Genomic DNA, 24,472 nt, shown 5'->3' on the forward strand with positions numbered 1-24,472 from the left:
GGACACGAGGAAGGACGGTCCGCATGGGCTGGAACGAACGACCGCTGCGCGTGGTCGTGTGGGGTGAGAACCGTCACGAGCAGGTGGAGGAGCACGTCCGCGCGACCTACCCGGACGGCATGCACGAGACGATCCGGCAGGGGATCGAGGGGTACCTCGGCGCCGCCGTCGAGGTCTCCACCGCCACGCTCGACCAGCCGGAGCACGGCCTCACGGCGGAGCGGCTCGCGTCGACCGACGTGCTCGTCTGGTGGGGGCACGCGGCGCACGGCGAGGTGCGGGACGACGTCGTCGAGCGGGTGCACCAGCGGGTGCTCGAGGGCATGGGACTGGTCGTGCTGCACTCCGGGCACTGGTCGAAGCTGTTCGTGAAGCTCATGGGCACCACCTGCACCCTCCGGTGGCGCAGCGAGCACGACCGCGAGCTGGTGTGGACCGTGAACCCCACGCACCCGATCGCGCGGGGGGTGCCGAACCCGATCGTGATCCCCGAGCAGGAGATGTACGGCGAGTTCTTCGACGTGCCCGTCCCCGACGAGCTGATCTTCATCAGCTCGTTCTCGGGCGGCGAGGTGTTCCGGAGCGGAATGACCTTCCGCCGCGGCCACGGGAAGATCTTCTTCTTCAGCCCTGGCGACCAGGACTTCCCCGTCTACCACCACCCGGACGTGCGCCGGGTGATCGCGAACGGCGTCGACTGGGTCGCCCCGGCGCTGCCGGCCCCGGCGCTGCCCACCCTGCTCCGCTACGACTCCGGCGAGTTCTTCGACGGGCACGACTACCGCGGCGCCATGAACGAGGAGGACCGGGTGAGCCACTCGTGAGCGCGCCGCTGCGACTCGTCCTCGTCGGCGCCGGGCAGATGGGCCGCGCCTGGATCGGCGCGATCGACCGATCGGAGGACGCCGAGCTCGTCGGGCTGGCCGACCTCGACCCCCGCGCGGCCGCTGACGCGCTCGCGGCTCGCGGCCGCCTGGTGCCGACGGGACCGGACGCCGTGGCGCTCGCGCGGAGCGAGAGCGCCGACGCGATCGTCGACGTCACGGTGCCCGTCGCGCACCTCCCGGTGAACCTCGCCGCCCTCGACGCCGGGTACCCGGTGCTCTGCGAGAAGCCCGTCACGCCGACGGTCCGTGACGCGCTGATCCTCGTCGCCGCCGCCGAGACGACCGGCAGGCTGCTCATGGTCAGCCAGTCCCGGCGCTACTACGCGGCGCTCGACGAGCTGCGGCGGCGGGCGGCGTCGCTCGGCGGGATCGGGCTGCTCAGCACCGAGTTCCTGAAGGCGCCGCACTTCGGCGGGTTCCGTGAGGAGATGGACCATCCGCTGCTCGTCGACATGGCGATCCACTCCTTCGACGTCGCCCGTGCCGTGATCGGACGGGTGCCGCTGACCGTCGACTGCCGGTCCTTCAACCCCTCCTGGAGCTGGTTCCGCGGCGATGCGGCGGCTACCGCGGTCTTCGAGTTCGAGGGCGGCGCCCGGTTCCAGTACTTCGGCAGCTGGGTCGCCCCCGGGCTCGAGACCTCCTGGAACGGCGTCTGGCGCGCGGGTACGGAACGCGGCACCGTGACCTGGGACGGCGAGTCATCGGTCGAGGTGCAGGACGGGGACCGCGCCGTCGAGCACCTCGACGTCCCGCACGCCGCGCACGAGTCGATCGAGGGGTCGCTTGCCGAATTCATCGGCGCGGTCCGATCAGGGGACACGCCGTCGGGCGAGATCCACGAGAACGTGTGGACCCTGGCGATGACCGAGGCCGCGGTCCGGTCGACCGAGACCCGGAGCACGGTGGATATCGGCGCTCTCATCGACGACGCCCACGCGCAAGCCATCGCCACGGACCTCCGGGACGACCTGCGGGCCGTCCTGGCGTCGTGGTCGAGCCCGCGCGAGCACCTGCTCGCCACGGCGGTGCGCGCGTGAGCGGCACCGTCCGCGGTCCGCTCGCGCCGAGCGAGGCGGCCCGGGTCGCGTTCCGCCCGGTCGGCGTCGACGGGGTGACCGTCACCGGCGGCTTCTGGGCGGAGCGGCTTTCGGTGAACGCGGCCGTCTCCATCCCCGAGGGCTGGCAGCAGCTGCACCGGGCCGGGAACGTCGGCAACCTCGAGCGGGCGGCCGGCGGCGGGACGGGCCGGGCGGTCGGCGACATCTTCGCCGACTCCGACGTCTACAAGTGGCTCGAGGCCGCCGCGTGGGAGATCGCCCGGACCGGTGACGGGGCGCTGCGGGAGCGCCAGCGGGAGCTCACCCGGCTGGTGGCGTCGGCGCAGGCCGAGGACGGCTACCTCGACTCGATGGTCCAGCTGCGAGGCATCGCGCGGTACTCCGAGCTCGGCTGGACGCACGAGCTCTACTGCGCCGGCCACCTCATGCAGGCCGCCGTGGCACAGGTGCGGGGAACGGGCGACACGGCGCTGCTCGATGTCGCCGTTCGGCTCGCGGACCACTTGGTGGCGACCTTCGGACCGGACGGCTCGCACGAGCTCGACGGCCACCCGGAGATCGAGACTGCGCTCGTGGAGCTCTACCGCGAGACCGGCACGCGCGCCTACCTCGATCTCGCCGGGTGGTTCGTCGACGCCCGGGGTCATGGGACCGTCGCCGCCTACGGGCGCGACTCGACCTACTTCTCCGACCGTGTCCCCGTGCGCGAGGCGACCTCGGTCGAGGGTCACGCGGTGCGAGCCGTCTACCTCGCCTCGGGGGCGGCGGACGTGGCCGTCGAGACCGGCGACGACCGGTTGTTGGATGCGGTCGCGGGCCAGTTCGCCTCCATGACGGCGACGAAGCAGTACGTGACCGGCGGCCTGGGCGCACGGTGGGAGGGAGAGGCGTTCGGCGACCCGTTCGAGCTGCCCTCGGACCGCGCCTACGCCGAGAGCTGCGCGGCGATCGGCGGCCTGCAGTGGGCCCACCGGATGCTCGTCGCGACCGGGGACGAGCGCTACGCGGACCAGGTCGAGCGGATGCTCCTGAACGGGATGCTTCCCGGCGTCTCCCTGCGCGGCGGCGAGTACTTCTACGTCAACGCGCTCCAGGTGCGCAACGGCGCGGAGCCCGACGATCAGCGGAACCCGGTGAACGGCCGCCTCGGCTGGTTCAGCACCGCGTGCTGTCCGCCGAACATCATGCGCACGCTGGCAAGCCTGGGTGCGTACGCGGCGACCACGGGCTCCGGTGACGGCCCGAGTCTCCAGCTGCATCAGTACGTGCACGGCACGGTCCGAGCGGCGGGCTTCGTGCTCGATGTCGAGACGGACTACCCGCGTGACGGGCGCGTGACGGTGACGGTGCGCGATGCGCCCGTGGAGGAGGCGGAGCTCGCGTTCCGCGTGCCCGGGTGGGCGCAGGGCGCGACCGTCGACGGCGCTTCCGTCGAGCCGGGCCTCGCCGCACGGCGACGGCGTTGGACCGCCGGCGATCGAGTGGTGCTCGACCTGCCGATGGAGCCTCGGCTCATCGCGGCGGACGACCGCATCGACGGCATCCGCGACTCGGTCGCTATCGCAGCGGGCCCACTCGTGTTCGCGGTGGAGCAGGCCGATCTGCCCGACGGTGCCGAGATCGACGATCTGCATATCGACCCGGAGGGGCCGCTTCGGAAAGGGGAGCCCGACGCGACGCTCGCGGTCCCGACCGTGGCAGCGGCCGGGTGGGTGCACCGACATGGGCCTCGGATCGATCCCTATCCTCCGGCGGGTGGCGGCGCACCCGAGCGCCGGAGCGTCGCGTTCCGCGCCGTCCCCTACTTCGCGTGGGCGAATCGGGGCGCGGACGCGATGCGCGTCTGGATCCCCGCGCGCTGACGCTGCACGGAGGGGGCGGATATCGCCACACGCCGCGCGGAGGCGCTCTCCCGCCTTCCCTCACCTCCCCGGCGTGTTCCGACCTGAGGCCGACCGGTACGCGGATCTCGGGACCGCACCGGTTCAGCTGCGCGGGGTGCGGGCGTCCCCGGTCGCCGACGACGAGCGGAGGGCGCGGTGCACCGCTGCTGCCAGCGGGTCGGCTTGTCGTCGGTAGTCGGCGGCGCCCAGAACGGGGTCGCTCGCGCGCATGGGGACGACCACCGCACCGAGCTCCACCGTGTGCACGTCGGGGAACCGGGCGGCGACCTCCGCGATCGTGCGGTTCAGTCGGGCGTACCACGGTCGCAGGACGAGCACCGACGGGTGCGTGCCCGCGGGTACGGGGAGCAGTGCGAGCACCAGCGGCATGTCCGAGTCGGCTCGGATCCGCTCCAGCATCGCGCTCAGCCGGGTGCGCCAGCCACGCAGCGTGAGGCGCTCCAGCGTCTCGGTGAGCGCAGGACTCCAGACGCCGACCGCGAAGGTGTGAGTGCCTGCTCCGCCGAGCGAGTCCGCCGTCTCGTCCACGCGGACGTGGGGGCGGGCCCTGTTCTCGAGGATCACGCCGCGTCCCGTCAGCTCGGCCATTCGGGCCGCGAGAGGGCCGTCGATCGCGTCGGCGCGCGTCCTCACCCCGTACCCCACCGTGACCCCCTCGCCGAAGAGCAGGATGCGCATGGGGTCGTTGCCGACGACGAGCGTCCGAGGCGGCATCTGCCCCGGACCGGCGGTCGGCGGCCGGCCGACCGCCTCGAGCACCTCCCGGCAGTAGCGGCTCACGAGCAGCCGGCAGCGGACTGCTCCCGAGAGTCGATCGAGCAGCGGCAGGAACGGCGCGGGCAGGCTGGATGCGCGCATTCGTGCATCGTATGGGGGCAGCGAGTGCACCCTCGGACGACGCGTCGGCGACGAACCGGGTGGTGGTCGGTCGAGCCGGGGCGCTGAAGAGGGCGAAGCGCCCCCAGGGTCACGAGCCCGGAGGTGGGGGTCCTGGGACAGGACGATCGGCCCGGAGCTGCAGCAGCTCCGGGCCGATCGGGAAACCCGGAGAACCGGGCCTGACGTAGCGGGGGCGGGACTTGAACCCGCGACACCACGATTATGAGCCGTGTGCTCTAACCACCTGAGCTACCCCGCCGCGAGGGCCGCCGCGCCGCAGGGTGTGCGGTGGCCGGTCCGAGCCCCGAAAGAGGATTGAACTCTTGACCTTCTCCTTACCATGGAGATGCTCTACCACTGAGCTATCGGGGCGCATGCCGATCCCGTCGCCGGGCCGGAAGCGACGACGACTCTAGCATCCCGCCTTCGGCGCCCTCGATCCGTGACACGGCGTCGCGGACGCACCGCCGGCGGCCGCTTCGTGCTGCGGGCCGTGTCGTGGTCGACGGGTCTCGCCGTGCTGCCCGTGGCCTCCCTCGGGCGCTCCCGTCGGCTGTCGGAGGGCAGTGGCATCGTCCCGCCATGGAGCCGACACGCCGCGACACGCGCGTCCGCAGCCCGCCGATCCGCGCCGTTGCGGGCGACACGCTGAGAAGTCGCAGACACAACATGTAGGGGCTCGTTTCTGTCGCCGCCCCGGTATATGGTGGTTCTACTCGCTCAGGGAGCGGGGGCCGCTCATGGGCGGAAGCAGTCACACCCGCCGTCGACTGGGGAAGGTCGACGGCAGCGAGCGGAAGGAGCAGTCATGAACTTCGACACGGAGAGCATCGACGGCTACGCGATTCCGGTCGACCCGATGGATCTGCTGCAGTGCGACAGCTGCCAGTGACACGGTCGAGCACCGATCGCTGACCACGGTCACGAAGGGCCCCTGCGAATCCCGATCGCAGGGGCCCTTCGCCGTCTCGGAGGCCCGTTCGAGCGGCCCCTCCGAGCCGAGCACTTCGGCAGGCCGGATGTGCTTCAGCAGGCTCGGCGCGCGCTCAGCGGCCTGCTGGAGTGCGCGCAGCCTGCCGACGTGCGCGCAGCCTGCTGAAGCGCGCACAGCCTGCCGAAGCGCGCGTTCAGCGGCCCGCCGAAGTGCGCACAGCCCGCTGAAGCGCGAGGGGTCGACGCGACCCGGTCAGGCGTTCAGCGTCGCGAGCTCCTCCTCGGTGAGGTGCAGCTCCGCGGCGGCGGCCGAGTCGCGGATGGTCTCCAGTCGGGACGCGCCGGGGATGGGGATCACGACCGGGGCGAGCGACAGCTCCCACGCCAGCGCGACCTGCTGCGGGCTCACGCCGCGGTCGTCGGCGACGCGCTGGAACGCGGCGTTCCTCCCGCCCAGCTCCGCGGCGCTCCCGATGCCGCCGAGCGGGCTGTACGGGAGGAATGCGAGGCCGAGCTCCGCGCACCGCTGCAGCTCGCCGAGCGAGGACCGGAACGACGGGGAGAACTGGTTCTGCACCGACACGATGCGGCCGTCGGTCAGCTCCATCGCCTGCTCGATCTGGTCGACGTCGACGTTGGAGAGCCCGGCCATGCGGATCACGCCTTCGTCGAGCAGGTGCACGAGAGCGCCGACGGATTCGGCGAACGACACCCGGGGGTCCGGCCGGTGGAACTGGTACAGGTCGATGATCTCGACTCCCAGCGCGTCCCGCGACGCCTCAGCGGCCTCGATCAGGTGGCGTGCGGAGCCGTCCTGCGTCCACGAGCCGTCGCCCGGGCGCAGGTGGCCGCCCTTCGTCGCGACGAGGACGTCGCTCCTGTCGCCCTCGTAGGTCTCGAGCGCGCGGGCGATCAGCCGCTCGTTGTGCCCGACCTCGCCGGCGAGCAGGTGGTAGCTGTCGGCGGTGTCGATCAGGGTCACGCCCGCGTCGAGCGCGGCGTGGATGGTCGCGATGGAGCGCGCCTCGTCGGGGCGACCCTCGATGGACATGGGCATCGCGCCGAGCCCGACGGCGCCGACGGAGCGGGAGCCGATCAGGCGGGCGGGAAGGGAGGTCTTCGTCATGCTCCGAAGTCTGGTCCCGTCGGTTCGGGCATCGCCTGGGCGGTGCGCGCACCTGGCTACGATGCAGGCGTGACCGTCACCGCCGACCTCGAGGGCAGGGTGTACCCCGACACCGAGCCCTATCTCGTGGGGCGCGAGAAGGTCCGCGAGTTCGCTCGCGCCGTCGGCTCCTCCGACCCGCTGAGCCTCGATCCGGAGGCGGCCAAGGCCGCCGGCTACTCCGACGTCGTCGCGCCGCCGACCTTCGCCGTCGTGGTGCAGGAGCAGACGCTCGCTCAGCTGCTCGCGGACGAATCGGCCGGCGTCGACTTCTCGCGCGTCGTGCACGGCGAACAGCGGTTCCGCTTCACCCGGCCGATCGTCGCGGGCGACCTGCTGACCGCGTCGATGACCGTCACCGGGGTCAAGACCCTCGGTGGGAACGCCATGGTGACCTCCGAGTCCGCCGTCCGGGACGCACGCGGCGAGCACGTCGTGACCGCGATCTCGACCCTCGTCGTCCGGGGTGACGCATGAGCGCGGAACGGCTCGAGGTCGGCGACGTCGTCGCGACCGGCTCGTTCGAGATCGACCGGGACGACCTGGTGCGCTACGCGGGCGCCTCCGGCGACTTCAACCCGATCCACTACCGGGACGACGTGGCGACGGCCGCGGGCCTCCCGGGCGTGCTGGCCCACGGGATGCTCACGATGGGGCTGGCGGTGCAGCCGGTCGTCGAGCGGTTCGGGGCGGATCGCGTGCTCGACTACGGTGTGCGCTTCACCCGTCCGGTGCCCGTGCCCCCGGAGGGGACCGTGCTGCTCGAGCTCGAGGCGAAGGTCGGGCAGGTGGAGGCCGAGGAGGCGCGCATCGACGTCACCGCGAAGGTCGGCGGCCAGACCGTCCTCGGCCGTGCCCAGGTGCGCGTGGCGCTGAGCGGTCCGTTGCCGGGCGCCGCCGGTGCCGTCTAGCGGCGGGAGCGGACGATGAGCGTGGAACCCGCTGCGGGGGAGGACCTGCGGCTCGCCGCCCTGACGACGCTGCGCGTCGGAGGCCCGGCACGCCGCATCGTCGTCGCGACGACGAAGGACGACGTCGTGCAGACCGCGCTCGGCGCCTGGGCGGACGACGAGCCGCTGCTCGTGCTCGGAGGCGGGTCGAACGTCGTCATCGGCGACGACGGCTTCGACGGCACCGTGCTGGTCGTGGCGACGAGGGGGATCGAGCGCCTCCAGGGCGCCGCGCCCACACCGGCCGGCCCGCCGACGAGCCCCGCCGAGCGCCTCCGGGCGCTGGAGCGGTCCCTCCGGCCCGCTCAGCAGCGGGAGGAGGTGCGCGTCCGCGTGCAGGCGGGGGAGCCCTGGGACGCGCTGTGCGCCGAGGCGGTGCGGCAGGGCTGGAGCGGCATCGAAGCGCTCTCCGGCGTCCCCGGCTCGTGCGGTGCCGCCCCCATCCAGAACATCGGCGCCTACGGGCAGGAGCTCGCCGCGACGCTCGCCGCCGTCGAGTTCCTCGACAAGGAGACCGGCACGGTCCGTCGCATGCCCGCCTCCGAGCTGCGGCTCGGGTACCGGACCAGCATCTTCAAGCAGGGGCTCACGGGCGTCGTGCTCGCCGTCGAGCTGCTGCTGCACCGTGCGCTTGGGGTCGGCCCGGTGCTCAGCTCGCCGGTCGCGTACGCGCAGCTCGCCGACGCGCTGGGCGTGCCCATCGGCGGCCGGGTGCCGATCGGCGCCCTCCGCGACACGGTGCTCGAGCTGCGCCGCTCGAAGGGCATGGTCGTCGACCCGGAGGACCCGGAGTCGGTCAGCGTCGGCTCGTTCTTCACGAACCCGATCGTGACCGAGCGGTTCGCCCGCACCCTGCCGCACGACGCGCCCCGGTGGCCCACCTCCGGTGACGAGCCCGACGTGGTCGTTCCGCTCGGGGCCGCGCTCCCGCCCCGGCCCGCGAGGGACGGGGAGCCGCGCGTGAAGCTCTCGGCCGCGTGGCTGATCCAGCACGCCGGCGTGCAGCGGGGGTTCCGGCTGCCCGGCTCGGACGCGCACATCTCCCGCAAGCACACGCTCGCGATCGTCAACGGCGGCCACGCGACCGCCGGTCAGGTGCTCGAGCTCGCGCGGTACATCCAGCAGCGCGTGCTGAGCGAGTTCGGGGTGGTCCTCCAGCCCGAGCCGACCCTCGTCGCCACCGCGCTCTGAGCCGTCGCGGGCCCCGTCACCCGTTCCTCCGCACCCAGCGGAAGGTGAGCCGCGCCGCCACGAGCCCGACCACCGTCCAGGCCGCGAGGACGAGCGCCGTCGTACCGAGATCCCAGCCGCCCGACTGCTCGACGGAGGCGAAGGACTCCGGGAGGAAGACGGAGCGCATGCCCTGGGCGACCCACTTGACCGGGAACACCGACGCGATCGCCTGCAGCCAGCCCGGCAGGTCCGCGAACCGGAGGTAGACCCCGGACACGAACTGGAGGACGAGGAGGATCGGGACGATCACCGCGCTCGCGGACCGTCCGGATCGGGGCAGCCCGGCGATGCCGATTCCGAGCACGGCCGCCATCAGGATCGAGAGCGGGAAGAGCCAGGCGAACCGCAGCCAGTGCGTCCCGTCGGAGGGCAACGCGACGCCGAACGCGAGGTGCGCGACCCCGAGCAGCAGCACCAGCTGGATCGCGCCGGTGACGAGGACCATCCCCGCCTTGCCGATGAAGTAGCTGACGGCGGGCAGCGGGGAGCCCCCGAGCCGTTTCAGCGTGCCGTCGCTGCGCTCCTGCGCGATCTGGATGCCGAGGTTCTGCACCCCGGAGAGCACGATGCCCGCGGCCACGAGACCCGGCAGGTAGGACGCGGCGACGCTGATCCCGCCGGAGCCGTCTGGCGCGGTCCCCACCTTCCCGGTGGCGCTGAACGCCGCGGCGAAGATCGCGAAGATCATCGTCGGGAAGAGGAACGTGAAGAAGAGCGTGTCCCGCTCGCGGAAGTACTGGCGCACCTCCCACCCGATCCGGAGTGCGCCGAGCCGCGCCGTGCGGGCGACCGAGCCCGCCCGGGCGGTCGGGGTGTCGACCGCGGACGTCAGGCTCGTGGTCATGCGTCGGCCTCCTGCCCGATGAGCCGGAGGTACACGTCCTCCAGGCTCGGGCGCCGGATCTCGACGCCACGGGGCTCGCCGCCCGCGGCGGCGACGAGGCGGGCGACGAGGGTCGCGGGCTCGGTGGTGCGGACCTCGTGCGCGCCGTCCGCATCGGTCCAGCGGACGATCGGGATGCGGGCGTCCGCCGGCCCGATCTCGTCGATTGGGGCGAGGTCGACGAGGCGCCCGCCGGCGATCACGGCCGCGCGGTCTGAGAGCTCCGCGGCCTCGTCGAGGTAGTGGGTGGTGAGGAGGATCGTGGTGCCCTCGTCGTGCAGCTCACGGATCAGCGCCCAGAACTGCCGACGCGCCTCCGGGTCGAACCCCGTCGTGGGCTCGTCCAGGAAGAGCAGCTCCGGGCGCCCGATGATGCCGAGGGCGACGTCCAGCCGCCGCCGCTGGCCGCCGGAGAGGGTGCGCACCCGCAGGTCCCTGGCAGCGGCGAGGCCGACGGCCTCGAGGGTCTCGTCCACGTCGCGCGGACGGGGATAGTAGGCCGCGAAGTGGGCGAGCAGCTCGCGGGTCCTGGCGGTGCCGGGCTCCGTCTCGCTCTGCAGCACGATGCCGAGCCGCTCCCGCCACGCCGTGCCTGCCGTGGCGGGGTCGCTGCCGAGCACGCGCACGGTGCCGCCGCTTCGGCTCCGGTAGCCCTCGAGGATCTCGATCGTCGTGGACTTCCCGGCGCCGTTCGGCCCGAGCAGCGCGAACGTCTCGCCGCGCCCGATGGTGAACGAGACGCCGTCGACCGCGACCCGGTCGCCGTAGCGTCGGAGCAGCCCGTCCACCTCGACGGCGGGGCTCTGCGATGTCATGGCAGCATGCTCCCCGCTCCGGCGGTCGAGCGGCAGTGCCTGCGGGAACCGATTCCGACTCCGTCGGCCGGCGGACGCGATCAGGCCCCTGCCCTCCCGAGCAGCGGCCGGAGCGCGGCGGCGGCGCCGGTGAAGACGCCGGCGACGAGGATCGCCCAGGCAGCCACCACCGCGTAGCCCTGCGCCGGGTCGAGGAACGGATACGGGACCCAGCCGTCGGTCGCGCCGCGGACGAGGACGACCGCGGTCCAGACGAGCGGGTACACGAGCACGACCGGCAGGAGCCGGAGCGGGGGCAGGCGGCGGTCCCGCGCGAGCAGGAGGTCGACGAGAGCGGCGACGGGCGTCACGAGGTGCAGCACGAGGTTCGCCCACGGCAGGGGGATCCCTCCGGCGGCGCCCAACGGCGCCAGCAGGACCCAGAAGACGATGTCGACGAGCACGAGGTAGGTCGCCGTGCACCAGCGGACCACCGCCCAGCCGGACGACACCGGCGTGCCGCGAAGCAGTCGGACGGCGCCGGCGACCGCCACGACAGCGCCCAGCACGTTCGACTGCACGGTGAAGAAGCCGAAGAAGTTGAGCGGGTTCACCGGCCACACGGCGGCGAGCGTCGCGCTGATCGCCGCCGCCACCAGGAATGCGATCACCAGCCGTGCTCCGGCGGTCACGCGTCCGCCTCCGCGGATCCGCAGATCCTCAGCGACCCGCGGCCCGGTCGGGTCCGCGCTCGGCATGTCGGTGGACATCTGCGGATCCGCGGCCGTCAGCCGAAGAAGTCCGCGAGGCGCGCGACGCCCTCCGCGAGCGACTCGTCGCCCAGCGCGTAGCTGAGGCGGAGGTAACCGGAGGGACCGAACGCCTCCCCGGGGACCACCGCGACCTCGAGGCGCTCGAGCAGCAGGTCGGCGAGCTCGAGGGTCGTGGTCGGCGTGGTCCCGCCCCACTCGCGGCCGAGCAGCGCCGTGACGTCGGGGTAGACGTAGAACGCGCCCTGCGGGGTGGGGGTGCGGAACCCGGGGATCCCGTTGAGCCCCGCGACGATGGCCCGCCGCCTGCGGTCGAACGCCTGCCGCATCGCCTCGATCGGCTCCGTCGGGCCGGTCAGGGCCGCGATCGCGGCGCGCTGCGCAACGTTGTTCACGTTCGACGACAGGTGGGACTGCAGGTCGTTCGCACCCTTGATCGCCGCGGCCGGGCCGATCATCCAGCCGACGCGCCAGCCCGTCATCGCGTAGGTCTTCGCGACGCCGTTCACGAGCACGGTCTGGTCGGCGAGCTCCGGCACCGCCTCGACGATGGAGACGGCCTTCACCCCGTCGTAGACGAGGTTCTGGTAGATCTCGTCCGTCATCACCCAGATGCCGTGCTCGAGGGCCCACTCGCCGATCGCCGTCGTCTCCTCCGGCGTGTACACGGCCCCAGTGGGGTTGGAGGGGGAGACGAACACGAGGAGCTTCGTGCGCGGCGTGCGCGCGGCCTCGAGCTGCTCGACGGTGACCTTGTACTCCTGGTCGGCGCCCGCGAACACCTCCACGGGGACGCCGCCGGCGAGCTTCACGACCTCCGGGTACGTGACCCAGTAGGGCCCGGGGATGATGACCTCGTCGCCGTCGCCGACCAGCGTCTGCACGGTCTGGTAGACGGCGTGCTTGCCGCCGTTCGTGACGATCACCTGCGCGGGCGATACCTCGAGCCCGCTGTCGCGCAGGGTCTTCGCCGCGATCGCCTCCCGGAGCTCCGGCAGGCCCGACGCGGGCGTGTAGTGGTGGTTCCGCGGGTCACGCGCCGCCCGCTCGGCCGCCTCGACGACGTGCTGGGGGGAGTCGAAGTCCGGCTCGCCCGCCGCGTAGCTCACCACCGGGCGTCCGGCGGCCTTCAGCGCCTTCGCTTTCGAATCCACCTTCAGCGTCGCGGACTCGGCGATGCCGGCGATGCGGGGCGAGATCGGGGCGGGAGCGGTGCGAGGCACGGTCCCGAGCGTACCGGCGCGTCGCCCCGGATGCTCGGGCCGCGTACGGCGGCGATCAGGTGGGCGTCAAGGCGGGCGCGCGACCATCGGAGGGCGCCGAGGTCCGGCGCGGGAAGAAGGAGAACGTGCTGCTCGAAGGCAAGTCCATCGTGGTCACCGGGGGCAACTCCGGCATCGGGAAGGCGATCGTGCTCGCCATGGCCGCGGAGGGGGCGAACCTCGTCGTCGACTACGTCGCGCACGAGGACGCCACGGAGCAGCTCATCAAGCAGGTCGAGGCCGCGGGCGGGAAGGCCGTCGGCGTCGAAGCGGACATCTCGAAGTCGGACGACCTCCACCTCATGATGCAGACCGCGATCGACTCCTTCGGGCGGCTCGACGTGCTCGTGAACAACGCCGGCATCGAGACGCGGCAGTCCCTCCTCGACACGACGGAGGAGGACTACGACAAGGTGATGGCGGTCAACATGAAGAGCGCGTTCTTCGCCTCCCAGGCCGCCGCGAAGCGGTTCATCGCGCAGGGGCAGGGCGGACTCGTGCTGAACATCTCGTCGGTGCACGAGGACTGGCCGATGCCCGGCAACATCGCCTACTGCGTCTCCAAGGGCGGGATGCGCATGCTGACCCGCACGGCCGGCGTCGAGCTCGGGCCGCACGGGATCCGGATGGTGAACATCGCGCCAGGTGCGGTCGACACCCCGATCAACGCGTCCACCACCTCGAACAAGGACCTCCTCGGGAAGCTTGAGGACGCGATCCCGCTGCGCCGCCTCGCCGAGTCGAGCGACATCGCGGACGTCGCCGTGTTCCTCGCGTCGGGGCGCGCGTCCTACATGACCGCGACCACCGTCGTGGTCGACGGCGGCATCATGCAGGGCAGCGTCGGACTCTGACCTCGGCGCGCCCGCTGCTCCCGCGGGCCCCGCTGCTACACTTGCGGCGCCCGCGGGGACGTGGCGTGCCTGCGCGCTCGCTCCCACGAGCAGCCCTAGGGCGGTGGCTCAATTGGTAGAGCAGCGGTCTCCAAAACCGCAGGTTGCAGGTTCGAGTCCTGTCCGCCCTGCGAAGGCGATCCCGGTAAGGGTCGTGTTCATCAGGAGAACAGCGGCGAGAGGAGGACGCAGGTGGCACGCAGAGTGCTCGACGAGCCCAGCGAGGACGTCGTCGCCGTCGCGAAGCTCGAGCGGCAGGCGCGCCGTGGTCCCTTCGCCCGCATCGCGCTGTTCCTCCGGCAGGTCGTCGCGGAGCTGCGCAAGGTGGTCACCCCCACCTGGCGGGAGCTCGTGACCTACACCGGGGTGGTGCTCGGTTTCGTCGTCGTGATGATGGCGATCGTGTACGTGCTGGACCTCGGGTTCGGCGCCCTCGTCGTGTGGGTGTTCGCCGGCACCAGCTGACCGCGGCGCTCCTGAAGCAGGCACGCCGCCCGCCCGCGCACCCCCGCGAGCGCACCCAAGACGTCATCGATCCAGAAGGAATCCGAAGAACCGTGGCCAAGTCCCACCGCGACGAGCTCGACCTCGAGCCCGAATTCGAACAGAACTCCGGCGCCGACGAGGGGGACCCCGAGCTCGCGCTCGCGGACGACTCCCACCTCCCGAGCCGGGAGGAGGAGCTCGAGGAGGCCGTCGGCGACGAGCGCCTGAGCCCGGTCGCGGACGACGACGAGGACCTCCAGGCGGAGCTCGACGCGATCGAGGAGGCCGCCGACCCGGCCGCCGACCGCGCGGTGGACGAGGCGCTCGAGGTGCACGACGCGGCCGACTACGAAGCCGCCGCGGAGGCGACCGACGACGAGGGTGACGAGGCCTTCGAGGAGGCCGCCGCCTCCGGTGACGGCGCGGGCGTCGCCGAGGGCATCGCCGCGGACGTGGCGGAGGACGAGCTCGACGCGGAGGTGGACCCGTACGAGGCGTTCCGCACGGAGCTGCGCGGCAAGCTCGGCAAGTGGTACGTCATCCACTCGTACGCCGGCTTCGAGAAGCGCGTGAAGCAGAACATCGAGCAGCGCAAGACGACGCTCGCCCAGGAGGACGCGATCTACGAGGTCCAGGTCCCGATGGAGGACGTGGTCGAGATCAAGAACGGTCAGCGCAAGCTCGTCAACCGCGTGCGCATCCCCGGCTACGTGCTCGTCCGCATGGACCTGAACGAGGAGTCGTGGTCGCTCGTCCGCCACACGCCGGGTGTCACCGGCTTCGTCGGCAACGCGCACAACCCGACGCCGCTGCGCTTCAACGAGGCGTTCGAGATGCTGAAGAGCACCGTCGTCGTCGCCGAGGCCCCGGTGAAGGTCGGCGCCGGCGCGACGAAGGGCGCCCGCGGGGCGACCGCCCGTCAGCCGATCCCCGCCGAGGTGGACTTCGAGACCGGCGAGACCATCACGATCAAGGAGGGCTCGTTCGCGGGCCTGCCCGGCACGATCAGCGAGATCAAGCCGGAGAGCGGCAAGCTCACGGTCCTCGTCTCGCTGTTCGAGCGCGAGACCCCCGTCGAGCTGAGCTTCGACCAGGTCACCAAGCTGTAGTGCGTTTCGTCGTCCAGGAGGACTGCGCGCGTAGCGCCCGTTCCTCCTGAACGACGAAACCACCGTAAGATCGTCCGTCGGCCTGCACACACGCGGGCCGCGGCACCACGCCGTGCTCGGGCACGGAGGTGGGAGCAGGCGTGCGGCACCCGCTGCACGCCTTCGAAGAAGGAGAAGAAGCATGGCTCGCCAGAAGAAGGTGACCGGCCTGATCAAGCTCCAGATCAAGGCCGGCGCTGCCAACCCGGCGCCCCCGATCGGCCCTGCGCTCGGTCAGCACGGCGTCAACATCATGGAGTTCTGCAAGGCGTACAACGCCGCGACGGAGTCGCAGCGCGGCAACGTCATCCCGGTCGAGATCACCGTCTACGAGGACCGGACGTTCACGTTCGTCCTGAAGACCCCGCCCGCCGCCGAGCTGATCAAGAAGGCCGCCGGCGTCGCCAAGGGCTCGTCCACCCCGCACACCGCGAAGGTCGGCCGCCTCACCCGCGACCAGGTGCGCGAGATCGCGCAGACCAAGCAGCCCGACCTGAACGCCAACGACCTCGAGGCCGCCGCGAAGATCATCGCCGGCACCGCGCGGTCCATGGGCATCACGGTCGAGCAGTAGGAGGCGGGACAGTCATGGCACAGAAGAGCAAGGCGTACCGCGCCGCGGCCGCGAAGATCGAGCCCGGCAAGTTCTACAGCGCCGACGAGGCGCTCACCCTCGCGAAGGAGACCGGGTCGGCGAAGTTCGACTCCACGGTCGAGGTCGCGCTCAAGCTCGGCGTCGACGTCCGCAAGGCGGACCAGATCGTCCGCGGCACCGTCTCCCTCCCGCACGGCACGGGTAAGACGCAGCGCGTCATCGTGTTCGCGATCGGCCCGGCCGCCGAGGCCGCGATCGCCGCGGGTGCCGACGAGGTCGGTGGCGACGAGCTGATCGCCCGCGTCGCCGGCGGATGGACCGACTTCGACGCCGCGGTCGCGACGCCGGACATGATGGGCAAGGTCGGCCGGCTCGGCCGTGTCCTCGGCCCGCGCGGTCTCATGCCGAACCCGCGCACCGGCACCGTCACCCCGGATGCGGCGAAGGCCGTGACCGAGATCAAGGGCGGCCGCATCGAGTTCCGGACGGACAAGCACTCCAACGTGCACCTGGTGGTCGGCAAGGCCGGCTTCACGGAGGAGGCGCTGGCGGAGAACTTCAAGGCCGCCGTCGACGAGGTCCTGCGTCTCAAGCCGTCCGCCGCGAAGGGTCGCTACATCCAGAAGGCGTCGGTCTCCACGACCTGCGGCCCGGGCATCCCCCTGTCCGTCGCCGCACTCGCCTGACCGGCCCAGCAGCAGGGGGGCGGGGCCTGCGGGCGCGGCCCCGCTTCGTCGTTCAGGAGATCTGCGGCCGCCGGCCGCAGATTTCCTGAACGACGAAGGAGGGCGTCAGTAGTCGGTGACCTGGATCACGACCTTGCCCCGGACGTGGCCGCCCTCGACGAGGCGGTGCGCCGCTGCGATCTCCTCCAGCGGGAAGACCTCCTGCACGGCGACGCGGAGGTCGCCGGAGGTGATCAGCCTGCCGATGACGGCGAGCGTGGCCGCGTCCGGCACCGTCCGGTAGGTCGTCGCCCGCACCCCTGCGCGCTGCGCGTCCTCGACCAGCGTCGGCCAGCCGCCGCTCGGCACGTGCACGAGCAGGCCGCCCGGCCGGAGGACGCCGAGCGATCTGGGACCGGTGCGGTCGTGCGGGTCGCCGACCAGGTCGATCACCGTGTCCACCGCGGCGACCGCGTCCTCGAACCGCGTCGTCGTGTGGTCGACGGTCTCGGCGGCGCCCAGCTCGCGGAGCCACCCGACGTTCCGCCCGGACGCGGTCGCGATGACGTGCGCACCGAAGTACGCGCCGAGCTGCACTGCGAAGTGCCCGACACCGCCGGCACCCGCATGGACGAGGATGCGCTGTCCCTCGTGCGCCTTCGCGAGCTCGACGACCGTGCCCCACGCCGTGGTGGCCGCGAGCGGCACCGCCGCGGCCTCCGTGTGCGAGAGCACCTTGGGTTTCGGTGCCACCTGCTGCGCGGGCACCGTCACGTACTCCGCGAAGCTGCCGGTCGCACGCGGCGCGGCGCTCACGCCGTACACCTCGTCACCGGGCTGCAGCCGGAAGGCCTCGTACGGCGCCCGCACGACGACGCCGCTGAAGTCGTGACCGAGGACCGCGGGGAGGCCCGCGACCCCGACGGCGTCCCCCACCCCGGCGCGCGTCGTGACGTCCATCGGGTTCAGCCCCGCGGCGACCACCCGCACGAGCAGCTCGCCGACGACCGGGACCGGGCGGGCGACGTCGTCCGCGATCCGGAGGCCGCCGCAGTCGCCGAACCGGTCGAGCACCACCGCCCGCATCGTCGCGGTGCCGTCGTCCGTCGGCGGCGTCCCGAGACCACCGTGCACTGTCATGACGCCTCCGGTCCGTCCCGAGCGGGGTGGTGCAGGAGGCCATTCCACCGGGCCCGTGATTCCGGGCTGTTACGGCCGCGTCACCGCTTCGAGAACGAGCGGCCGTCGCACTCCGGGGGCCGTCCGCGGCTGACCGGGCGCGGCGGCGCGACCCATCTGCCGCGCAGGGCCCCCGGAGCGGGTCAGACCTTCGCCGGCGTCTTCTCGGAGACGCGGCCCTGCTTCAGCAGCAGCCGGCGCTCGGCGCGATGCGCGACCCACGAGTCGTGCGTCACGACGACGAGCGTGAGCCCGCGCTCCTTCCACACCGATTCGAGCAGCCCGACGATCTCGCCTCGGGTGTCCTCGTCGAGCGCACCGGTCGGCTCGTCGGCGAGCAGCACGTCCGGGCGCTTCACCAGCGCACGCGCGATCGCGACCCGCTGCTGCTGGCCGCCGGACAGCTCGCTCGGGAGGTGGCCGAGGCGATCGCCGAGCGCGACGGCCTCGAGCGCCTCCCGCGCGCGAGCCCGGCGCTCGCGCGTGTCGACATGGGTGGGCGCCAGCGCCGTCTCGACGTTCTCCTGCGCGGTGAGCGTGGGGATCAGGTTGAAGCTCTGGAACACGAACCCGATCCGGTTCGCCCGCACCCGGGCGAGCTCAGAGGCCCCCATCCGGCCGAGGTCGGCGCCGCCGAGCCTGATCGTGCCGGACGTCGGCTTGTCGAGTGCGCCGAGCAGCTGCAGCAGGGTCGACTTGCCCCCGCCGGTCTGGCCCTGCACGGCGACGAACTCGCCGTCGCCGATCGTGAGGTCCACGTCGATCAGGGCCTGCACAGGGCGGCCGCCCTGGCGGTAGGTCTTCGAGATGCGTTCGAGCTCGTACATGTCGGTCCTCCTTCGTGTGGACGGTCAGGCGACGCTGCGCAGGGCTTCTGCGGGGCGGAGGCGCGAGGCTCGCCACCCGCCGAAGGCGCCGGCGATGAGCCCGCCCAGCACCGCGAGGCCGACGGCCAGGGCGATCACGGTCGGGGTGATCGGCAGGTTCAGCACGATGTCGGCTGCGGACGTGGACGCCGCGTTCGCCGCGCGGCCGAAGCCGCCCTCGCCGCCGCCGAATCCCGCGCCGCCGAACCCGCCTCCGGCGCCTCCGGTCTCGCCCCCACCGAGCGCGAACGCGCGCCTGCCGGTGGCCGCCGCAGCCGTGAGGGTCGGCTTGATCACGTCGACGACGGCGATCGCCGCGACGCCGAGCACGATGCCGATCGCGCCGCCGAGCAGCCCCTGGACGAAGGACTCGCCCGCGACCTGGCCGACGACGCGGCGGTTGCTCCACCCGATCGCCTTGAGGGTGCCGAACTCGCGGGTGCGCCGGGTGACTCCGGACACCGTGAAGAGCACCGCGATGAGGAACGCCGCCGCGAGCACGAGCACCGACAGCCAGAGGCCGAGGGAGTTCGCGAGCGTGGCCGCGGTCGACACCGACCCCGTGACGGTGGAGGCGAGATCCGCCTCCGTGTTCACCGTGACCGAGGATCCGAGCGTCTTCTGCAGGGACGCCTTCACGGTGTCGATCTGCGACGCGCTCGCGGCCTGGATGTAGATGCTCGTGACCTTGTTCTGGTCGCCGGCCAGCGCCTGGGCGGTATCGAGCGGGATGTAGGCGTTCGACGCCGACGCGCCGGAGGCCGCGGTGGACTTCACGATGCCGACCACGGTGAAGGACTTGCCGCCGAGGGTGAGGGTGCTGCCCACCTTGTCGTTCGAGCTCGTCGCGTAGTCCGCGTCCAGGACCGCGACGTCCTTGCCCGAGTCCGCGGCCGTGAGGGAGCGGCCGGAGGTGAGGGCCGCCGCGGTCAGCGGGCCGATCGCGGCGCCCTTGACGTCGTAGCCGAGGACGGACACGCGGTCCACGCCGAACGAGCTGCCGCCGGCGCCGTCCGGGCCTCCCGTGGGAGCGGTGGAGGCGCTCCTGCGGCCGAAGCCGCCGCTCCGCTGGGCCGGGAGCTGCCCGGTGAAGGTCGTGTTGGAGAGGCTCAGCACGCCCGACGCGGCCTTGACCCCCGGCGTCGACGCCGCCTTCGTCACGTCGCTCGCCGCGAAGGCCGTCGTCCCGAACTCGGTCGACAGACGGCTCCTGCTGATCGACTGCGTGCCGCCGGAGCTGCTGCCGGAGCCGGCGCCGAACTGGAAGTCCTGCCGGCCGCCGCCCGCGCTCGGAGCGGTCGCCGGCTGGGTCACGGTGATGTCGGTGCCCACCCCGTAGACGCTCTGCAGCGCGGTCGCCTGTGCGCTCTGCACACCGGCCGCCGCCGCGTTCACGAGGATCACGAGCGCGATGGCGAGCGCCATCCCGATCGCGACGATGATGGTCTGGCGCCGGCGGCCTGCCAGCTCGCGGCGCAGATAGGTCCCGAACATGCGGGGGACGCTAGGGCGGATCCTGAGCGGAACCTGTCAGAACCTCTCTGTACGCGCTATGAACGGCGCTCATCGTCCCCTTGACGCCGGCATCGGCCGTTCCCAAGGTTCGCATGTCCACTCCTCATGCCGTTCATAGGAAGCTGCGGTTCCCTGGGGCGGTGTCCATGACCCGTCCCGCCGCCTCCGAGGCCGCGCAGCAGAGCCGTCCCCGCCTGAAGCACCCTGATGGCAGCCCCATCCGCGTCCTCGTCGTGGACGACGAGCCGACGCTCACCGACCTTCTCCAGATGGCCCTGCGCTACGAGGGGTGGGAGGTCAAGACCGCCGCCGACGGCCGTCACGCGCTCGCCCTCGCCCGCGAGTTCCGGCCGGACGCGATCGTGCTCGACATGATGCTGCCGGACATCGACGGCATGCAGGTCCTCTCCCGCGTGCGGCAGGACGGCCAGCAGACCGCGGTCCTGTTCCTCACGGCCAAGGACTCGCTGGAGGACCGCATCAACGGCCTCACCGCCGGCGGGGACGACTACGTCACGAAGCCGTTCAGCCTCGAGGAGCTCGTCGCCCGCCTCCGGGGGCTGATCCGCCGCTCGATGCTCACCGCGAGCGAGGAGGAGGACCCGCGCCTCGTCGTGGGCGACCTCGTGCTCGACGAGGACAGCCACGAGGTGTCCCGCGGCGGCGACCAGATCGACCTCACCGCGACCGAGTTCGAGCTCCTCCGGTACCTCATGCGCAACCCGCGCCGCGTCCTGTCGAAGACCCAGATCCTCGACCGCGTGTGGAACTACGACTTCGGAGGCAAGTCCAGCGTCGTCGAGATCTACATCTCGTACCTGCGCCGCAAGATCGACGCCGGTCGGACGCCGATGATCCACACGGTGCGCGGCGCCGGGTACATGCTGAAGGCCGCGGAGTAATCGCTCCGCGTCCTGCGAGGTCCCCCATGCGCTTCTCGAGCTGGACGCTGCGCTCCCGGCTGATCGCCCTGACCGTCGCCCTCGTCGCTGCGACGAGCGTGCTCATCGGTGGCGTGATGTCGTTCGTCGTCAAGCAGTCGTACTCGGGCACGTTCAACGGGCAGCTCGCGAGCACGAGCCAGGCGGTGACCCGAGCGCTGACCTTCGGGAACGGCCACCTCGACCTCCGGCAGCTGTCGGTGGATGCCGGCACGATCATCGCGCTCTATCCGACGGTCGCTCCGGCGTCGGGGCTCGTCGTCACGGGAGCGGACGATGCGACGACGTTCACGGCCGCGCAGCTCGCCGAGGTGAAGAGCGCTGCGGGCGTCGGGACGAACCGCCAGCCCGGTACCGATCCCGAACCGGGCAGATATCAGGGACGGCAGTACCGGTTCGTCCTCACCCAGATCGGCGGCCCGGGCGGTTCCCTGCTCGTGGTCGGTCGCCCGACCAGTGCCCTGAACCAGGAGGTCGCACAGGTTCTGGCGCCGATCGCGATCGTCGTGCTGCTCACCCTCGTCCTGGCGGGCCTGCTCGGTGCCCTGGTCGTCGGGCGAGCCCTCCGTCCACTCCGCCGCGTCGCGGCCGTGGCTTCGAGCGTCGCGTCCCTGCCGCTCGAGCGCGGCGACGTCGACCTGCCGGAGCGCGTGCCGGAGGAGGACACGAACCCGCACACCGAGGTCGGCCAGGTCGGCGCGGCGCTGAACAACCTGCTCGACTCGGTGGAGACGGCTCTCGCCGTCCGGCAGGCGAGCGAGGAGAAGGTGCGGACCTTCGTCGCGGACGCCAGCCACGAGCTGCGCACCCCGCTCGCCTCCATCCGGGGCTACGCGGAGATCACGCGGCGCTTCGGCGGCGACCTGTCCGACGACGTCCAGCACAACATCGGACGGATCGAGTCGGAGGCGCAGCGGATGACGAGCCTGGTCGAGGACCTCCTCCTGCTCGCGAGGCTGGACGCGGAGCGCGAGCTCGACACGCGGGAGGTCGATCTCTCCCGGATGTTCGTCGACGTGCTGAGCGACGCGAACGCCGCCGGGCCGGACCATGACTGGGAGCTCGAGCTGCCGGAGGAGCCGGTCGTCGTGCTCGGGGACGAGGCGAAGCTGCACCAGGTCTTCACGAACCTGCTCGCGAACGCGCGGGTCCACACGCCCGCGGGCACGAAGGTGGTCCTCGAGCTCGCCGAGCCGAAGGACGGGCACGTCCTCGCCCGCGTCCGCGACAACGGCCCCGGGATCCCGGAGACGCTGCGCCCGCAGCTGTTCGGGCGGTTCGTGCGCGGCGACGCGTCCCGGAACCGCGCGACGGGCAGCACCGGGCTGGGGCTCTCGATCGTGAGCGCGGTGGTGCAGGCGCACCACGGGACGGTCTCGGTCGCCTCCGAACCCGGCGCGACGGTGTTCACGGTGCAGCTGCCCGTCGAGCAGCCCGCGCCGAGCCCGGCGCGGCGGGCGCAGGAGCCGCAGCCGGCGTAGCACTTCGGCAGGCTCTGCGCGCTTCGGCAGGCTGAACGGCGCGCCGACGGCCTGCCGAAGTGCGATCAGCCTGCCGAGGTGCTCCCGGAGGGCTACTTCTTGGTCAGGTGCGTCGTCTCGAGCAGGACCCGATCGCGGTCCGGTGCGCCCACGGTCGGGAGGGGCGCGTCCTCCAGCCCGGAGATGAGGGTCGTCGGCAGCGACACGGCGAGGGCGCCCCACGACACCGCCGTCGACAGCGCGCGCTCGAGATCGAGGTGCACGCCGTCCTCGCCGATCGAGTTGCCGAGGAAACCGGCGAGCGTCGCGTCGCCTGCGCCGGTCGTGTTGACGAGCTGGGGGGCGACGGCCGCGCCCCAGAACGCGCTCTCCGCGGTGATCGCGAGCGCACCGTCCGCGCCGAGGGACACGAGCGCGACCTCGATGCCGCCCCGGTTCAGCTCCCGGCCCGCGTCCAGCGCCTCGCCGATGGTCGTGAGGTTGCGGCCGACGAGGTTCGCGAGCTCGTCGGCGTTCGGCTTGATCAGGTTCACGAGCCCGCTCGTCACCAGGCGCTCGAGCGGGACGCCGCTCGTGTCGAGCGCGACGCGGGCGCCCGCTTCGCGGACGCGCTCGAACAGCGACGTCATGTCGATGTAGTCGCCCGTGTCGCTGTTGAACGGATGCGTGCCGGAGGCGCAGACCCAGTCGGCGTCCATCTCCACGACCTGCTCGACCGTGAGCTCGACCACGCGGTCCCAGTCGGCGGTCGACATGGGGATCGCGGACTGGTTCACGTTGGTGGTGCGGCCGCCGTCCTCGACGATCGCCGTGTTCACGCGGATGCGACCCTGGATCGGCATGATCCGCAGGATGTGCGGGTACGGCGTGCGGAAGAGCAGGTGCTCGTCGTCGCGGCCGATCGGCATCACCGCAGCAGTGGGGTGGCGGGCGAGGTGCAGGGTGCGTGACACGTTGAGCCCCTTGCCGCTCATGTACTCGTGCACCTCGACGGCCCGGTTCACCTTCCCGGGGGCCATCGAGGCCACGAGATAGGTGCGGTCCAGCACGGGTGCAGGGGTCAGGGTGACGACGCCGCTCACGAATCGTCCTTCCGATGGAGCTTCCGCCGGGACCGGCCCGATCGGTTCGCTGCACTCTACTTAAGCGCGGACCGCGGCCTCCTCGCTCCGGCGGCTGCCGACGGCCCCGACGACCGCGACCGACACGAGGAGCGCCGCCGCGAGCGCGAGGCCGCACCAGAACGCGATGAGCAGCAGCGCGGCTCCGGACAGCGCGCCGAGGGCGAGCAGGGTCACCGCCGCGAGCCGACGGAACCAGGTCTGGCCCGTGCTGCGCCCGAAGCGGGAGTCGAACGCGAGCGCCGCGAGGGTCGACGTGATCACGACGGTGGTGACGTCCGTGACCGCGATGTGCCGGGCGGCGCCCGCCTGCATGCCCATCGCGAGCGCGAGCAGCGCGGTCACGGGCAGGCCGAGCTGCGGCACCGCGGGTGCCGCTCGGATGAAGGCGGTCGGGATCAGCGCGACGAGGAGCAGCCCGGCGACGACCGACAGCACGACGGTGTCGCGCCGATGCCAGCCCTTCGGGACGCCGCGGAGGATGCGGCCCGCGATCGCCGCACCCACGACGAAGCCGGCGAGTGCGATGACGGGTCCCACGATCGGCAGGCCGTCCTGGCCCGTCAGCCCCATCGCGAGGATCACCACGTTGCCGGTCATGTTCCCGGTGAACACCTTGTCGAGCCCGAGGTAGCCGATGGCGTCCACGACCCCGGTCGAGAACGTCAGCACGAGCATCAGCGCGAGGTGGAGCCTCTCCTGATCACGCGGCATGCGGCGCTTCCCTCCTCGAGCGGACCTCCATCCAACCGGTCGGAGCCCGCCTGCGGATACCGTGACGCGAGGAGAACGATCCGACGCTCGTCAAGGAGGCGGCATGCGCTTCGACCTGTCGGGGTGGACGGCGGTGCAGCCGGGGAC

24 protein-coding genes and 3 tRNA genes are annotated in these 24,472 nt (G+C 72.2%); 14 read left to right on the forward strand and 13 right to left on the reverse strand.

Going from position 1 to position 24,472, the window contains the following annotated elements:
• Window positions 1-23 precede the first annotated feature (23 nt).
• Genes ACTHLI_RS10320 through ACTHLI_RS10330 form a run of 3 tightly spaced genes read left to right on the forward strand, consistent with a single transcriptional unit; the run spans window position 24 to window position 3,810 of the window.
• On the forward strand, window positions 24-824 hold the full coding sequence (locus ACTHLI_RS10320; RefSeq protein WP_440183328.1) for a ThuA domain-containing protein: 801 nt from the start codon (window positions 24-26) through the stop codon (window positions 822-824).
• On the forward strand, window positions 821-1,927 hold the full coding sequence (locus tag ACTHLI_RS10325) for a Gfo/Idh/MocA family protein (RefSeq protein WP_440183329.1): 1,107 nt from the start codon (window positions 821-823) through the stop codon (window positions 1,925-1,927). The genes ACTHLI_RS10320 and ACTHLI_RS10325 overlap by 4 nt, the downstream gene beginning before the upstream one ends.
• Window positions 1,924-3,810, forward strand: a complete 1,887-nt coding sequence (locus ACTHLI_RS10330; RefSeq protein WP_440183331.1) for a glycoside hydrolase family 127 protein — start codon at window positions 1,924-1,926, stop codon at window positions 3,808-3,810. The genes ACTHLI_RS10325 and ACTHLI_RS10330 overlap by 4 nt, the downstream gene beginning before the upstream one ends.
• A gap of 123 nt (window positions 3,811-3,933) precedes the next feature.
• Here the strand turns inward: ACTHLI_RS10330 and ACTHLI_RS10335 are convergent, their stop codons facing one another.
• The 4 genes from ACTHLI_RS10335 to ACTHLI_RS10350 all read right to left on the reverse strand — a co-directional run bounded on the left by ACTHLI_RS10335 (window position 3,934) and on the right by ACTHLI_RS10350 (window position 6,790).
• Window positions 3,934-4,710 carry a hypothetical protein gene (locus ACTHLI_RS10335; RefSeq protein ID WP_440183333.1) on the reverse strand — a complete coding sequence of 259 codons (777 nt, stop codon included), beginning with the start codon at window positions 4,708-4,710 and terminating at the stop codon, window positions 3,934-3,936.
• A 206-nt stretch (window positions 4,711-4,916) separates the two neighbouring features.
• Window positions 4,917-4,990 (reverse strand) — tRNA-Met (locus ACTHLI_RS10340).
• 41 nt (window positions 4,991-5,031) lie between these two features.
• Window positions 5,032-5,103 (reverse strand) — tRNA-Thr (locus tag ACTHLI_RS10345).
• Window positions 5,104-5,917: 814 nt separating this feature from the next.
• Complete coding sequence (locus ACTHLI_RS10350; protein ID WP_440183335.1) at window positions 5,918-6,790, reverse strand: aldo/keto reductase; 873 nt, start codon at window positions 6,788-6,790, stop codon at window positions 5,918-5,920.
• A 69-nt stretch (window positions 6,791-6,859) separates the two neighbouring features.
• On the opposite strand from ACTHLI_RS10350, the gene ACTHLI_RS10355 reads away from it, so the two are divergent.
• From ACTHLI_RS10355 to ACTHLI_RS10365, 3 genes are read left to right on the forward strand one after another with little or no spacing between them, the layout of a single operon-like run.
• A complete protein-coding gene (locus ACTHLI_RS10355) occupies window positions 6,860-7,306 on the forward strand; it encodes an FAS1-like dehydratase domain-containing protein (RefSeq protein ID WP_440183336.1) in 447 nt (148 codons plus the stop codon).
• On the forward strand, window positions 7,303-7,740 hold the full coding sequence (locus ACTHLI_RS10360; protein ID WP_440183337.1) for a MaoC/PaaZ C-terminal domain-containing protein: 438 nt from the start codon (window positions 7,303-7,305) through the stop codon (window positions 7,738-7,740). Before ACTHLI_RS10355 ends, ACTHLI_RS10360 begins: the two co-directional genes overlap by 4 nt.
• A gap of 15 nt (window positions 7,741-7,755) precedes the next feature.
• Window positions 7,756-8,970, forward strand: a complete 1,215-nt coding sequence (locus tag ACTHLI_RS10365; protein WP_440183339.1) for a UDP-N-acetylmuramate dehydrogenase — start codon at window positions 7,756-7,758, stop codon at window positions 8,968-8,970.
• A gap of 16 nt (window positions 8,971-8,986) precedes the next feature.
• Here the strand turns inward: ACTHLI_RS10365 and ACTHLI_RS10370 are convergent, their stop codons facing one another.
• The 4 genes from ACTHLI_RS10370 to ACTHLI_RS10385 form a co-directional block, all read right to left on the reverse strand.
• The gene (locus ACTHLI_RS10370; protein ID WP_440183341.1) at window positions 8,987-9,856 is read right to left on the reverse strand and encodes an ABC transporter permease; all 870 of its coding nucleotides are present in this window, start codon (window positions 9,854-9,856) and stop codon (window positions 8,987-8,989) included.
• A complete protein-coding gene (locus tag ACTHLI_RS10375; RefSeq protein WP_440183342.1) occupies window positions 9,853-10,710 on the reverse strand; it encodes an ABC transporter ATP-binding protein in 858 nt (285 codons plus the stop codon). The genes ACTHLI_RS10370 and ACTHLI_RS10375 overlap by 4 nt, the downstream gene beginning before the upstream one ends.
• Window positions 10,711-10,790: 80 nt before the next feature.
• Window positions 10,791-11,459 carry a Pr6Pr family membrane protein gene (locus tag ACTHLI_RS10380; RefSeq protein WP_440183344.1) on the reverse strand — a complete coding sequence of 223 codons (669 nt, stop codon included), beginning with the start codon at window positions 11,457-11,459 and terminating at the stop codon, window positions 10,791-10,793.
• A gap of 17 nt (window positions 11,460-11,476) precedes the next feature.
• Window positions 11,477-12,682 carry a pyridoxal phosphate-dependent aminotransferase gene (locus ACTHLI_RS10385; protein ID WP_440183345.1) on the reverse strand — a complete coding sequence of 402 codons (1,206 nt, stop codon included), beginning with the start codon at window positions 12,680-12,682 and terminating at the stop codon, window positions 11,477-11,479.
• 59 nt (window positions 12,683-12,741) lie between these two features.
• On the opposite strand from ACTHLI_RS10385, the gene ACTHLI_RS10390 reads away from it, so the two are divergent.
• The 6 genes from ACTHLI_RS10390 (at window position 12,742) to rplA (ending at window position 16,529) form a co-directional block, all read left to right on the forward strand.
• Window positions 12,742-13,575, forward strand: coding sequence for a glucose 1-dehydrogenase (locus tag ACTHLI_RS10390; RefSeq protein WP_440183346.1), 834 nt, complete (start codon window positions 12,742-12,744; stop codon window positions 13,573-13,575).
• 97 nt (window positions 13,576-13,672) lie between these two features.
• A tRNA-Trp gene (locus ACTHLI_RS10395) sits at window positions 13,673-13,745 on the forward strand.
• 61 nt (window positions 13,746-13,806) lie between these two features.
• Window positions 13,807-14,079, forward strand: coding sequence for a preprotein translocase subunit SecE (gene secE / locus ACTHLI_RS10400; protein WP_440183348.1), 273 nt, complete (start codon window positions 13,807-13,809; stop codon window positions 14,077-14,079).
• Between the two features lie 92 nt (window positions 14,080-14,171).
• The gene (gene nusG, locus ACTHLI_RS10405; RefSeq protein ID WP_440183350.1) at window positions 14,172-15,209 is read left to right on the forward strand and encodes a transcription termination/antitermination protein NusG; all 1,038 of its coding nucleotides are present in this window, start codon (window positions 14,172-14,174) and stop codon (window positions 15,207-15,209) included.
• A gap of 181 nt (window positions 15,210-15,390) precedes the next feature.
• Window positions 15,391-15,822 carry a 50S ribosomal protein L11 gene (rplK, locus tag ACTHLI_RS10410; protein WP_440183352.1) on the forward strand — a complete coding sequence of 144 codons (432 nt, stop codon included), beginning with the start codon at window positions 15,391-15,393 and terminating at the stop codon, window positions 15,820-15,822.
• A 14-nt stretch (window positions 15,823-15,836) separates the two neighbouring features.
• Complete coding sequence (rplA, locus tag ACTHLI_RS10415; protein ID WP_440183353.1) at window positions 15,837-16,529, forward strand: 50S ribosomal protein L1; 693 nt, start codon at window positions 15,837-15,839, stop codon at window positions 16,527-16,529.
• Window positions 16,530-16,634: 105 nt separating this feature from the next.
• Here rplA and ACTHLI_RS10420 read toward each other — a convergent pair whose 3' ends face one another.
• From ACTHLI_RS10420 to ACTHLI_RS10430, 3 genes are all read right to left on the reverse strand, one after another.
• Window positions 16,635-17,648 carry an NADP-dependent oxidoreductase gene (locus tag ACTHLI_RS10420; protein ID WP_440183354.1) on the reverse strand — a complete coding sequence of 338 codons (1,014 nt, stop codon included), beginning with the start codon at window positions 17,646-17,648 and terminating at the stop codon, window positions 16,635-16,637.
• A gap of 182 nt (window positions 17,649-17,830) precedes the next feature.
• Window positions 17,831-18,514, reverse strand: a complete 684-nt coding sequence (locus ACTHLI_RS10425; RefSeq protein ID WP_440183355.1) for an ABC transporter ATP-binding protein — start codon at window positions 18,512-18,514, stop codon at window positions 17,831-17,833.
• Between the two features lie 24 nt (window positions 18,515-18,538).
• The gene (locus tag ACTHLI_RS10430) at window positions 18,539-20,047 is read right to left on the reverse strand and encodes an ABC transporter permease (protein ID WP_440183356.1); all 1,509 of its coding nucleotides are present in this window, start codon (window positions 20,045-20,047) and stop codon (window positions 18,539-18,541) included.
• Window positions 20,048-20,214: 167 nt separating this feature from the next.
• Here ACTHLI_RS10430 and ACTHLI_RS10435 point away from each other — a divergent pair, with 167 nt between their 5' ends.
• Together ACTHLI_RS10435 and ACTHLI_RS10440 are read left to right on the forward strand one after the other, a co-directional pair.
• On the forward strand, window positions 20,215-20,970 hold the full coding sequence (locus ACTHLI_RS10435; protein WP_440183362.1) for a response regulator transcription factor: 756 nt from the start codon (window positions 20,215-20,217) through the stop codon (window positions 20,968-20,970).
• Between the two features lie 26 nt (window positions 20,971-20,996).
• Complete coding sequence (locus ACTHLI_RS10440) at window positions 20,997-22,490, forward strand: sensor histidine kinase (RefSeq protein WP_440183357.1); 1,494 nt, start codon at window positions 20,997-20,999, stop codon at window positions 22,488-22,490.
• A gap of 92 nt (window positions 22,491-22,582) precedes the next feature.
• Here ACTHLI_RS10440 and ACTHLI_RS10445 read toward each other — a convergent pair whose 3' ends face one another.
• Complete coding sequence (locus ACTHLI_RS10445; RefSeq protein WP_440183359.1) at window positions 22,583-23,572, reverse strand: 1-phosphofructokinase family hexose kinase; 990 nt, start codon at window positions 23,570-23,572, stop codon at window positions 22,583-22,585.
• Window positions 23,573-23,632: 60 nt separating this feature from the next.
• The gene (locus tag ACTHLI_RS10450; RefSeq protein ID WP_440183361.1) at window positions 23,633-24,325 is read right to left on the reverse strand and encodes a YoaK family protein; all 693 of its coding nucleotides are present in this window, start codon (window positions 24,323-24,325) and stop codon (window positions 23,633-23,635) included.
• Between the last annotated feature and the right edge of the window lie 147 nt (window positions 24,326-24,472).

It is taken from the genome of Amnibacterium sp., assembly GCF_051956055.1.
Classification (GTDB): Bacteria; Actinomycetota; Actinomycetes; order Actinomycetales; family Microbacteriaceae; genus Amnibacterium.

Bases quoted from the DNA above. Each gene is read 5' to 3' on its own strand.
- ACTHLI_RS10320 (WP_440183328.1), top strand. From the start codon at position 24: ATGGGCTGGAACGAACGACCGCTGCGCGTGGTCGTGTGGGGTGAGAAC.
- ACTHLI_RS10335 (WP_440183333.1), bottom strand. From the start codon at position 4,710: ATGCGCGCATCCAGCCTGCCCGCGCCGTTCCTGCCGCTGCTCGATCGA.
- ACTHLI_RS10350 (WP_440183335.1), bottom strand. From the start codon at position 6,790: ATGACGAAGACCTCCCTTCCCGCCCGCCTGATCGGCTCCCGCTCCGTC.
- ACTHLI_RS10360 (WP_440183337.1), top strand. From the start codon at position 7,303: ATGAGCGCGGAACGGCTCGAGGTCGGCGACGTCGTCGCGACCGGCTCG.
- ACTHLI_RS10365 (WP_440183339.1), top strand. From the start codon at position 7,756: ATGAGCGTGGAACCCGCTGCGGGGGAGGACCTGCGGCTCGCCGCCCTG.
- ACTHLI_RS10370 (WP_440183341.1), bottom strand. From the start codon at position 9,856: ATGACCACGAGCCTGACGTCCGCGGTCGACACCCCGACCGCCCGGGCG.
- ACTHLI_RS10375 (WP_440183342.1), bottom strand. From the start codon at position 10,710: ATGACATCGCAGAGCCCCGCCGTCGAGGTGGACGGGCTGCTCCGACGC.
- ACTHLI_RS10380 (WP_440183344.1), bottom strand. From the start codon at position 11,459: ATGTCCACCGACATGCCGAGCGCGGACCCGACCGGGCCGCGGGTCGCT.
- rplK (WP_440183352.1), top strand. From the start codon at position 15,391: ATGGCTCGCCAGAAGAAGGTGACCGGCCTGATCAAGCTCCAGATCAAG.
- rplA (WP_440183353.1), top strand. From the start codon at position 15,837: ATGGCACAGAAGAGCAAGGCGTACCGCGCCGCGGCCGCGAAGATCGAG.
- ACTHLI_RS10420 (WP_440183354.1), bottom strand. From the start codon at position 17,648: ATGACAGTGCACGGTGGTCTCGGGACGCCGCCGACGGACGACGGCACC.
- ACTHLI_RS10425 (WP_440183355.1), bottom strand. From the start codon at position 18,514: ATGTACGAGCTCGAACGCATCTCGAAGACCTACCGCCAGGGCGGCCGC.
- ACTHLI_RS10430 (WP_440183356.1), bottom strand. From the start codon at position 20,047: ATGTTCGGGACCTATCTGCGCCGCGAGCTGGCAGGCCGCCGGCGCCAG.
- ACTHLI_RS10435 (WP_440183362.1), top strand. From the start codon at position 20,215: ATGACCCGTCCCGCCGCCTCCGAGGCCGCGCAGCAGAGCCGTCCCCGC.
- ACTHLI_RS10440 (WP_440183357.1), top strand. From the start codon at position 20,997: ATGCGCTTCTCGAGCTGGACGCTGCGCTCCCGGCTGATCGCCCTGACC.
- ACTHLI_RS10450 (WP_440183361.1), bottom strand. From the start codon at position 24,325: ATGCCGCGTGATCAGGAGAGGCTCCACCTCGCGCTGATGCTCGTGCTG.